Here is an 11,076-nt window from a genome sequence, read left to right on the forward strand (position 1 = left end):
CTGAAGACGGCGCGGACGGGCTCGACACGTGATCCGGCGGATCCGAACGGCGGAATCGTCACGAAAACACAGGGGAAACCGGACTTGACGCCGATGGCCGGAAACCCCTACAGCACGGCCGAGGGCGGTTAGCTCAGTTGGTAGAGCGCCTCGTTTACACCGAGGATGTCGGCGGTTCGAGCCCGTCACTGCCCACCACCTTCTGCAGGACTGGAACGACAGATCAGGCTTGCCCCCTCGCCGATGGGACGCTCCATCAGGCTGGCGAGCAAGCGGGGTGGCGCTCAGCGCGGGGCGAAGCGAATCGCGCTGAACGTCCTTGCCGCCCCAAGGGCCGCGGCGACCGTCCGGGATCAGGGCTGGAACAGCCCCTCGCGCGCCATACACAAGGCTTCGGATTGGGTGGGCCGATCTAAAAACCTGAACTTCGCAATGACCAATCGCCAGCAGGAACCGCCTGCAGCCACACGACCGGCTACGGCTGTCGCGGAACAAAAAGACCCGCCGCGACGCAGAGAATGCGCCTAGCGGAGGGTCATTGACGTCACTGATTCAAAATATTACGCTACGTAAGCGACATATGAGTAGTCCTCCTTGCGTGCGGGCCGCAACAGCCCGCCACGCCCTTGTCGGCGTGTCTGCCAGGAGGATCGGTCGTGACGAAAGCGCGACGAACGCGAACCGGAGTGGAGTTCCCGAAGAGACGTCCGTGCGACTAGAGCCTTGCGTTGCCGGGTCCGGCCCGCCAGGCGATGCGGCAGGCAGAACTCGGACGGCAGCGCAACTACTTGTTGACCGAGTCCTTCAAGCCCTTTCCGGGAGCGAACTTCGGAACGTTGCGGGCCGGAATGTCGACTTCGGCACCGGTCGAGGGGTTGCGTCCCTTCGAAGCGGCACGATGGGAAACGGAAAACGTGCCGAAGCCGACGAGACGAACGTCGTCGCCCTTGGCCATGGCCGTCTCGATGGAGTCGAACACTGCGTCGACGGCAGCACCCGCCTGTTGCTTCGACAGCTCCGCCTGTTCGGCGACAGCAGCGACGAGGTCATTCTTATTCATTGGCATCCTCCTTGTCCGGGATCTTGTTGCCGATCTGATTCCAATCAAAGAACCAGTGCTCACTTTTGCGGAAAGCCCGGAATTCAGCAATGTCCGCAGGTGACGAATTGCTCGTTGGGAAAAAAAATGCCGCCCAGGAAGGCGGCATTTTCCCACATCTTTCGATGAGTGAGGTCAGTGCGCCACAGCCGTCGCGCCGTCTTCGACCGGCTCGGGCCCGGCCAGAGGCTCCTCAGCCTCCGACCACACGACGGGCTTCAACGGCTCCACGAGAGCGTGCTGGAGCACTTCTCCCATGCGCGAGACGGGAACGATCTCGAGCTGGTTCTTCACATTGTCCGGAATGTCCGCCAGATCCTTGGCGTTCTCCTCCGGGATCAGAACCTTCTTGATGCCACCGCGCAGCGCAGCCAGCAGCTTCTCCTTGAGCCCGCCGATCGGCAGCACCCGCCCCCGCAGCGTGATCTCGCCGGTCATGGCGATGTCGCGTCGGACTGGGATGCCGGTCATCACCGAGACAATGGCCGTGGCCATGGCGGTACCGGCGGACGGTCCGTCCTTCGGCGTCGCGCCTTCGGGAACGTGGACGTGGATGTCCCGCTTGTCGAAGAGCGGCGGCTTGATGCCGTAGTCGAGGGCACGCGAACGGACGTATGAGGCCGCCGCGGAGATCGACTCCTTCATCACGTCCTTCAGATTGCCGGTCACCGTCATCTTGCCCTTGCCGGGCATCATGACGCCTTCGATCGTCAGGAGTTCGCCGCCGACCTCGGTCCAGGCAAGCCCGGTCACCACGCCGACCTGATCGTCGAGCTCCGCCTCGCCGTAGCGATAGCGCGGCACGCCGAGGAAGTCGGAGATGTTGCCGGCCGTGACTTCGACCTTCGTCGTCTCGCCCTTGAGGATCCTCGTGACCGCCTTTCGCGCGAGGGTCATCAACTCACGCTCGAAGTTCCGAACGCCGGCCTCGCGGGTATAGCGCCGCGCGATTTCCTGCAGGGCGTCGTCGGATACCGAGAACTCCTCGTCCTTGAGCGCATGGTCGCGGATCGCCTTGGGCAACAGGTGCCGGCGGGCGATCTGGACCTTCTCGTCCTCGGTGTAGCCGGCGATCCGGATGATCTCCATCCGGTCCATCAGCGGCGCCGGGATGTTCAGCGTGTTCGCCGTCGTCACGAACATCGTCGAGGAGAGGTCGTATTCCACCTCGAGATAGTGGTCCATGAAGGTCGAATTCTGCTCCGGATCGAGCACCTCGAGCAGGGCCGATGAAGGATCGCCACGGAAGTCCTGGCCCATCTTGTCGATCTCGTCGAGCAGGAAGAGCGGATTGGCCTTCTTGGCCTTCTTCATCGACTGGATCACCTTGCCCGGCATCGAGCCGATATAGGTGCGCCGATGACCGCGGATCTCCGCCTCGTCGCGAACGCCGCCGAGCGCCATGCGCACATATTCCCGGCCGGTCGCTTTGGCGATCGACTTGGCGAGCGACGTCTTGCCGACGCCCGGAGGGCCGACGAGACACAGGATCGGGCCCTTCAGCTTGTTCTGCCGGCTCTGGACGGCGAGATATTCGACGATCCGCTCCTTGACCTTGTCGAGGCCGTAGTGATCGGCGTCGAGGACCTCCTCGGCCTTCTTCAGGTCGATCTTGACCTTCGACTTGACGCCCCACGGCAGGCCGAGCAGCCAGTCGAGATAGTTGCGCACGACCGTCGCCTCGGCGGACATCGGCGACATCTGCCTGAGCTTCTTGAACTCGGCATTCGCCTTCTCGCGCGCTTCCTTCGACAGCTTGGTCTTCTTGATGCGCTCCTCGACCTCGGCCATCTCGTCGCGGCCATCCTCGCCGTCGCCGAGCTCCTTCTGGATCGCCTTCATCTGCTCGTTGAGATAGTACTCGCGCTGGGTCTTCTCCATCTGGCGCTTGACGCGCGAGCGGATGCGCTTTTCCACCTGCAGAACCGAGATTTCCGATTCCATGAAGCCGAGCGCCCGTTCCAGCCGCTCGCGGACCGAGAACAGCGCCAGCATCTCCTGCTTCTCGGGAATCTTGATCGCCAGATGCGAGGCGACCGTATCGGCGAGCTTGGAATAGTCCTCGATCTGGCCGGCGGCGCCGACCACTTCCGGAGAGATCTTCTTGTTCAGCTTGACGTAGTTCTCGAACTCCGAGACCACCGAGCGCGCCAGAGCCTCGACCTCGACCGGGTCGTCCTCGTCGTCGCCGACGACTTCGGCTTCCGCCTCGTGCCAGTCGGTGCGCTCGGTGAAGCTGTTGATGCGCGCGCGCGACATGCCCTCGACCAGGACCTTCACGGTCCCGTCGGGAAGCTTGAGAAGCTGCAGGACGTTCGCCACGGTGCCGACGGGATAGATGCCGTCCGGCGCCGGATCGGCGTCACCAGCGTTCTTCTGGGTCGCCAGCAGAATCTGCTTGTCGGCGCCCATCACTTCCTCGAGCGCCTTGATGGACTTTTCGCGGCCGACGAAGAGCGGCACGATCATGTGAGGGAACACGACGATGTCGCGAAGCGGCAACACCGGATACAGGGCCGTCTCTCCGACCTCGGGGCGGTCTGGCGTGTTGGACATGATATTTTCCTTTCTACGGCCAGGGCCGTGTGCAGCCCTCCGGCGCAAGCCTTGACAGAAGCGCTTGCGCGAGAGGCTGTTCGCCATACCTCAATCTGGCCCCGCAGCCCTTTGTTTTCAAGCGCTCGGGCCTGGCTTCGGCATGCGGCGTCAGATCCATGCAAGATACGAAAATGCCCGCCTCGGCTGACCGACGCGGGCATCCGTTGGTTCGGCGCCTAGGGTGCGGAAGGGTTGATCACGCCGAAACGTTTTCCTTCTCGTCCGCCCGGTCGGCATAGATGTAGAGCGGCCGCGCGCTGCCTTCGATCACTTCCTCGGAGATCACCACTTCCTGCACGCCGTCGAGGGTCGGCAGGTCGAACATGGTATCGAGCAGCATCGCCTCCATGATGGAGCGCAGGCCGCGGGCGCCGGTCTTGCGCTCGATCGCCTTGCGGGCGATGGCCTTCAGCGCGTCCTCGTGGAAGCTGAGTTCGACATTCTCCATCTCGAAGAGCCGCTGATACTGCTTGACCAGCGCGTTCTTCGGCTGCTCCAGGATCTGCACCAGCGCCACCTCGTCGAGATCCTCGAGCGTGGCGAGCACCGGCAGACGACCGACGAATTCCGGAATGAGGCCGAACTTGAGGAGATCCTCGGGCTCGACCTGACGGAGCAGTTCACCCGTCCGTCGGTCCTCGGGACGCGAGACGTTGGCGGCAAAACCGATCGAGGTCTTGCGGCCGCGGTCGGAGATGATCTTGTCGAGACCCGCGAACGCACCGCCGCAGATGAACAGGATGTTGGCCGTATCCACCTGCAGGAATTCCTGCTGCGGATGCTTGCGGCCACCCTGCGGCGGCACCGACGCCACGGTGCCTTCCATGATCTTCAACAGCGCCTGCTGGACGCCCTCGCCCGAGACGTCCCGGGTGATCGACGGATTGTCCGACTTGCGGGAAATCTTGTCGATCTCGTCGATGTAGACGATGCCGCGCTGCGCCCGCTCGACGTTGTAGTCGGCCGACTGAAGCAGCTTCAGGATGATGTTCTCGACGTCCTCGCCGACATAGCCGGCCTCGGTCAGCGTCGTCGCATCCGCCATGGTGAACGGCACGTCCAGGATGCGGGCCAGCGTCTGGGCGAGCAGCGTCTTGCCGCAGCCGGTCGGGCCGATCAGGAGGATGTTCGACTTCGCCAGTTCGACGTCGTTGTTCTTCGCCGCGTGGGCAAGGCGCTTGTAATGGTTGTGGACCGCGACCGAGAGGACCTTCTTCGCATAGGCCTGACCGATGACGTAGTCGTCCAGGACGGCGATGATTTCCTGCGGGGTCGGCACACCCTCGCGCGACTTCACCATCGAGGATTTGTTCTCCTCGCGGATGATGTCCATGCAGAGCTCGACACACTCGTCGCAAATGAAGACCGTCGGCCCGGCGATCAGCTTACGGACTTCGTGCTGGCTCTTTCCGCAGAAAGAACAATAGAGCGTGTTCTTCGAATCGCCGCCGCTCGTTTTGCTCATTCGTCTTTCCTTCCGATCGGGTTGAATCGCACCCGTTTACGTCTCGTCCGCAGACCGGCGTTTCGGTATGGCAGGCTCCCCTGCCTCAGAAGCGACCGGTCCCTCCCGGAACCCGCACAGCAATCCACATCATAGGGCATATCGCCAATTGCTTGTGCGGCCCTTAACGAGAGTATCCCTCATTATCGGCGTTCAACTGTGGCCGGCAAGTGACGGATCGCGCCGAATTGCCGCTATCGGGAGATTTCCTGTTCCAGGGCTTCACGGGACGAATAGACCTTGTCGATCAGGCCGAACGCCTGAGCTTCGCCTGCAGTCATGAAATGGTCACGGTCGAGCGTCCGGTCAATCGTCTCGTAGTCCTGACCGGTGTGTTCGACGTAAACCTCGTTGAGGCGGCGCTTCAGCTTGATGATGTCCTGGGCATGGCGCTCAATGTCCGAGGCCTGGCCGGAAAAGCCGCCCGAGGGCTGATGCACCATGATCCGGGCGTTCGGAGTGGCGAAGCGCATGTCCTTGTGCCCGGCGCACAGAAGCAGCGAGCCCATGGACGCGGCCTGGCCTATGCAGAGTGTCGAGACCGCCGGCTTGATGAACTGCATGGTGTCGTAGATCGCCATGCCGGAGGTCACCACGCCACCCGGCGAGTTGATGTAGAGCGCGATTTCCTTTTTGGGGTTCTCCGCCTCGAGGAACAGCAACTGCGCGCAGACGAGGGTCGCCATCGAATCCTCGATCGGGCCGGTGATGAAGATCACCCGCTCCTTGAGGAGACGCGAGAAGATGTCGTAGGCGCGCTCGCCGCGGTTGGTCTGTTCGACCACCATCGGCACGAGGTTCATCGCGGTTGTCATCGGGTGCTTCATGATCGTGTCTCAAATCGCGCGAGAGAATGGGTGGGTGATCCATTGCCCGAGAATCAGCAAGGTGCCCATGCGTCCTAGATAGGGCGTAGCGGCAGGGCTCCGCAACCCGCAGAGCGAGGCGGCGCCTCCTCACCGCCATTCGGGGTAAACGACAAGGCAGCCGAACGATCCGCGTGCATGCCCGGGCGTGCCGGGAAGCCGACCATCGGCTGCCCCCTTGCCGGACGAACGGGCCGGACGAACGGGCCGCGTCAGCCGCGGCCGCCGCCGGCACTGTCGATGTCGTTCGCGTCGGGCGGGATCGGCCGTCCGCCCGGTTCGGTGGTGCCATGCTGCGTCAGGTCCCGTTCGTAGCCTTCGTGCGCGGCAACGGCAGGCGTCTGATCGACGACTTTCTGCCGCGTCTGCGCCTCGTTGCGCAGGCGGATCGGCGGCGCCTCGCCGCCGCGGTCCTCGCCGAACCAGATCGTCATGTGCGGGAACGGGATCTCGATCCCGCGTTCGTCGGCCATGCGCTTCACGATCTCGCGATAGGCCCGGCCGACGCCCCATTGCGTGCCCGGTTTGGTCATCACGCGGCCCCGCACGACGACCGCCGAATCACCGAGCTCGTTGACGCCCCACATGTCGAAACCGGAGATCAGGTTCTCGCCGACATTCGTCGTCTTCAGCTCCTCGAAAGCGTCGATCATCATCGCCTTCACGTCCTCGACGTTCTCCCGATACGCGACGCCCACGTCGGCGACGTAGTAGGCGAAGTCCTTGGAGAAGTTCGCCACTTGGTCGACCGAGGAGAACGGAATCAGGTACCAGGTGCCGTCGACGCTGCGCAGGCCGACCGAACGGACCGTCAATTGCTCGACGACACCGGAGACGCCGTTCAACTCGACGACGTCGCCCTCGTTCATGGCGTTCTGGATCTGGATGAACGCTCCGGTGATGATGTCCTGTACGAGCTTCTGGGCGCCGAAACCGATGGCGAGGCCGACGACGCCGGCACCGGCGAGGAGCGGGGCAATGTCGATGCCGATCTGCGACAGCACCAGCATCGAGATGACCACGATCAGGGTGATGGTGAAGGCGTTCCGGAACAGCGACAGCAGCGTACGCTCACGGGCCGTCGGGACTTTGCCGTAGTTCGGATTGAGCCGGTACTCGATCCAGGAGGAGACGCCGAGATAGATCGCCACCGCGATGACGACGATGAGCATCGCGCCGAGGAAGCCGGCGACGAAGTCCTGGCCGATGGCCGAGGCGAACCAGCGGTCGAAATTCGTCAGCTCCCAGACGTCGAGGATGTAGGTGACCACGATGACGATGACCACGAAGCTGATCACCGTGAGAAGCTTCGGGACGAAGCCGTTCAGCCGCCGCTCCAGCAGCGGCAGGCGATATTTCAGCTCCTGGGGGATCTTCACACCATGGGCGATGATCCGCGCCAGGATCGAGAAGACGAGGCCGCCCAGCGCCATCGCGGCGATCGACTTGCCGGCCGCCGTCGCAACGAATTTCAGACCATCCTCCGGGCTCTGCAGCCAGACGATGAACAGCGCCAGCGCGGCCGCGATCGCCAGCCCCCACCAGATCTGGCCGATGAGCGAGTGGGCCATCGCCCTGAAGCTGTTGTCACCGCTCTTGCGGGCCCGCTTCAGGCGCTCGCGCACCGTGCCGCGGTTCTTCAGGATGAGGCCGATGGTGAGACACAAGGAGCCGAAGGCGACGATGAACTGGGTCGCCTCGGCGGCTGCGAGCGTCGACGACCACTGGACGATCGGGGCAACGAACAGGAACGTGTAGCCGAGGATGGAGACGAGCCGCGAGATCCAGAAATACCAGTAGCTCGCTTGCCGGTTGGAGAACGGCGTCAGGCGCAGCGCCGGATAGTTCGGCGCGACGAAAGCGGAAAGCCCGACCTTGATCATCTCGATCAACAGGAAGGCGTTGAGAAACAGCGCCTGACTGAACACCGGCCGGGTGCCGCTGTAGAGCGTCGCGACAAGATAGCCGCAGGCCCAACTGAGGACGACGACGAACGCTTCGATCGCGCCGGAGAGCAGGAGATAGGCGAGCTTGTGAATCGGCCCGGAATGCTCGGCCCGCTCGGCGAGGCGCCGGAATATGCCCCGCTCGAGGAAGCGGCCGAGGAACAGGATGAAGAAGACGACGAGTCCGACGAGCGCGACCGGGAGGATCGCCTCGAGAATGTTCGGGATGTCGATCGCTTGGGCTCCCGACAGCATGTCCAACGAGAGTTCGACGTATTCCGGCACCTCCTCGGCGCTTTCGACCACCATGCCGATCAGCATGCGGGTGTATTCCGCCAGACGACCCGGCAAGGAGCGGACGATCGCGGCCGGCTTCTCCGCGTCTTCCGCCGCCGCCGCAGGCTGCTGGGCATTCTCGGGCGCCCGGTAGGCCGCCGCCTTGAGCGATTCGACCAGTTTCTTGCGGGTGTCGTCGTTCTCCAGGATCTTGATCAGATCGTTCAGCGACGGCTCGTCCGCCACGCCCTCCGGCTGACTTTCGGCGGCGCTGCTCGAGCCGCTGCTGATCCCCGGGATCGACTGGGCGAACGCGGTCGGAGGCGAGACGGCCAGAAACAGGGCGAGGACGGCCAGCAGGCCCATCATCTTCGCGGCGAAGGCCGGGCACGGACGGAGGAAATTCATGGGCTGGAGAAATCTCTCGTGAAAGGCTGATCGACCGACGGGCCGGCGAGGCGGCCCCAGGTCTGCCGAACGGGGGTGTTCGAGGGCCTATCGCCGACGGCTTTGACGACAGTGCGGCAGCCAACGAAAAAGGGCCGGCGCAGAGCCGGCCCTTCGGTTTCTTGCGGCGAGGACGGGCCGGAAAGTCAGGCCTCGTCCGTCTTCTCTGCCGGCTTCTCGTCGATCTCGTCCTCGGCCATCAGCTCCTCTTTCGAGACCGTCTTGTCGGTGACCTCGACCTGAGCGAGCAGGTGGTCGACGACCTTCTCCTCGTAGAGCGGCGCACGGATGCTCTGGATGGCGTCGGGGTTTTCCTGGAACATCTTCAGGACTTCCTGCTCCTGCCCCGGATAGCGGCGCATCTGCTCGAAGACGGCGCGCTGCAGCTCCTCTTCACCGACCTCGACGCCGGCCTTCTCGCCGATCTGCGACAGCACCAGTCCGAGCCGCACCCGGCGCTCGGCCAGCTTGCGATAGTCCTCGCGCGCCTTCTCCTCGGTGGTGTCCTCGTCCTCGAAGGACTTGCCGCTCTCGCCGAGCTCGCGCTGCACCTGGTTCCAGATGTTGTCGAACTCGGCTTGGACCAGCTTCTCGGGGAGTGCGAAGTCGTAGTCCTTGTCGAGGGCGTCGAGCAGCTGGCGCTTGACCTTCTGGCGCGTCGCCATGCCGTACTGGCTCTGGATCTGATCGCGGACGATCTCCTTGAGCTTGTCGAGGGACTCGAGGCCGAGCTTCTTGGCCATCTCGTCGTCGATGGCGGTGTCGGTCGGCGCCTGGACGGCCTTGACGGTGACGTCGAAGGTCGCGGCCTTGCCGGCGAGATGGGCGGCGCCGTAATCCTCGGGGAACGTCACCTCGACAACCTTCTCGCCGCCCTTTTCGGTGCCGATCAACTGCTCCTCGAAACCTGGGATGAAGCGTCCGGAGCCGATGACGAGATCGGAGTCCTCCGCCGAACCACCCTCGAAGGCCTCACCGTCGATCTTGCCGACGAAGTCGACGGTGACCTTGTCGCCCTTCTCGGCGGCGCCGTCCTTGTCTTCGTAAGTGCGAGCGTTCTCGGCGATCCGCTCGACCTGCTCGTCGACTTCCTCGTCGGAAACCTCGACGATCGGCCGCTCGATCTTGATGCCGCCCGATTCCTTCAGCTCGAAATCCGGCAGGGTCTCATAGGAGAGGGTGAACTTGAAGTCGCTCTGGCCGGCGAGGACCTTGTCGGCCTCCCCCTCGTCCTCGGTCATCGCGATCTCGGGGCGCATCGCCGCGCGCTCCTTGCGATCGGAGATGACCGAACCCGGCGTCTCGTTGAGGATCTCGTTGACGATCTCGGCCATCAGCGACTTGCCGTACATCTTGCGAAGATGCGCGACGGGCACCTTGCCGGGCCGGAAACCCTTCAGCTGCACCTTGTCCTTGGCCTCGAAGAGGCGGGTCTGAAGGCGCGCCTCAAGGTCCGAGGCGGGCACGACAATCTCGATCTCGCGCTTCAGGCCCTCGGCCTTGGTTTCCGTAACCTGCATTCTGAATTACCTTTTCGATCCTGTCCGATGCGCCCACCGGCCACTTTCGGGTCCCGGCCAGGCGCATTCTCGTTGAATTCGGCAAGTGGTGCGGGTGGAGGGACTTGAACCCCCAAGCCTCTCGGCGCTTGGACCTAAACCAAGTGCGTCTGCCAATTCCGCCACACCCGCAGAGCGCGTCGGCCGCCGAGGTCGCGAGCGCGGGCCTCTATATCATCGTGAATTCGGCCACGAAAGGGCAAAACCGCCGGGCTCGACCGCGGATTCCCCCGATCGCCCGCTCCACGTGGCGAGGAGACCCGGCCCGTCCCGTCCCGCCGAGCCGGAGAGAATAGAGCAACATTGTTGACCAATCCCTCTCCAACGGCTCCGGTTTCGTTCTCAGGCTCCCCCCGCAAACCCTTGTCTCAGCTGAAGCATTGCCAGGCTTTGCTGCATTGCACAATTCGCAAAGCAGCCATGCATCCTTCCGTCTAGCGGGCCCTGCCCCGCCATCATATTTTGCTCTCAACGAAGCGGGACGAAGCGCAACACGCTTTCCCGAATTGGCTGAAGTGAATTTTGAAAGGAGGTTCCGACATGAACCTTGTTCGTTCGTACCAGAGCTGGCGCCGCTACCGCGAGACCGTCAACGAGCTCAACCGTCTGTCGCAGCGCGAACTCGCCGATCTCGGCATCGCGCGCACCGACATCCCGACCGTCGCTCGCCGCACGGTCATGTAATCGATCAGTTTCAAAGTTTTGCCGAAGCCCACCTCCTCCCGGGCCGAGGCGAAAACGGTCTGCCAACCTCCTCCCGAATAGGCAGACCATCCGATGC

The 11,076-nt window shown here is 63.5% G+C and carries 8 protein-coding genes and 2 tRNA genes; 2 read left to right on the forward strand and 8 right to left on the reverse strand.

The features are described 5' to 3' along the window. Positions 1-122 precede the first annotated feature (122 nt). A tRNA-Val gene (locus GTK09_RS03320) sits at positions 123-198 on the forward strand. 586 nt (positions 199-784) lie between these two features. On the opposite strand, the gene hbs is transcribed toward GTK09_RS03320, so the two are convergent. The 8 genes from hbs to GTK09_RS03360 all read right to left on the reverse strand — a co-directional run bounded on the left by hbs (position 785) and on the right by GTK09_RS03360 (position 10,427). Further along, on the reverse strand, positions 785-1,060 hold the full coding sequence (hbs, locus tag GTK09_RS03325; RefSeq protein ID WP_163461084.1) for a non-specific DNA-binding protein Hbs: 276 nt from the start codon (positions 1,058-1,060) through the stop codon (positions 785-787). Further along, positions 1,053-1,208, reverse strand: coding sequence for a hypothetical protein (locus GTK09_RS03330; RefSeq protein WP_163461085.1), 156 nt, complete (start codon positions 1,206-1,208; stop codon positions 1,053-1,055). Before GTK09_RS03330 ends, hbs begins: the two co-directional genes overlap by 8 nt. 26 nt (positions 1,209-1,234) lie before the next feature. Continuing rightward, positions 1,235-3,655, reverse strand: coding sequence for an endopeptidase La (gene lon, locus GTK09_RS03335; protein WP_163461086.1), 2,421 nt, complete (start codon positions 3,653-3,655; stop codon positions 1,235-1,237). Between the two features lie 238 nt (positions 3,656-3,893). Further along, positions 3,894-5,162, reverse strand: coding sequence for an ATP-dependent Clp protease ATP-binding subunit ClpX (gene clpX, locus GTK09_RS03340; RefSeq protein ID WP_163461087.1), 1,269 nt, complete (start codon positions 5,160-5,162; stop codon positions 3,894-3,896). 233 nt (positions 5,163-5,395) lie between these two features. Then, entirely contained in the window at positions 5,396-6,028 is a 633-nt protein-coding gene (locus GTK09_RS03345) for an ATP-dependent Clp protease proteolytic subunit (RefSeq protein ID WP_163461088.1), read from the reverse strand. Between the two features lie 251 nt (positions 6,029-6,279). Next, entirely contained in the window at positions 6,280-8,697 is a 2,418-nt protein-coding gene (locus GTK09_RS03350) for a mechanosensitive ion channel domain-containing protein (RefSeq protein WP_246217679.1), read from the reverse strand. 185 nt (positions 8,698-8,882) lie between these two features. Further along, the gene (tig, locus tag GTK09_RS03355) at positions 8,883-10,256 is read right to left on the reverse strand and encodes a trigger factor (protein WP_163461089.1); all 1,374 of its coding nucleotides are present in this window, start codon (positions 10,254-10,256) and stop codon (positions 8,883-8,885) included. An 86-nt stretch (positions 10,257-10,342) separates the two neighbouring features. Next, positions 10,343-10,427 (reverse strand) — tRNA-Leu (locus tag GTK09_RS03360). 408 nt (positions 10,428-10,835) lie between these two features. Here GTK09_RS03360 and GTK09_RS03365 point away from each other — a divergent pair. Next, entirely contained in the window at positions 10,836-10,979 is a 144-nt protein-coding gene (locus tag GTK09_RS03365; RefSeq protein ID WP_163461090.1) for a DUF1127 domain-containing protein, read from the forward strand. The last annotated feature ends 97 nt before the right edge of the window (positions 10,980-11,076 follow it).

The sequence above is a fragment of the Jiella pacifica genome (assembly GCF_010500815.1).
Lineage (GTDB): Bacteria > Pseudomonadota > Alphaproteobacteria > Rhizobiales > Rhizobiaceae > Jiella > Jiella pacifica.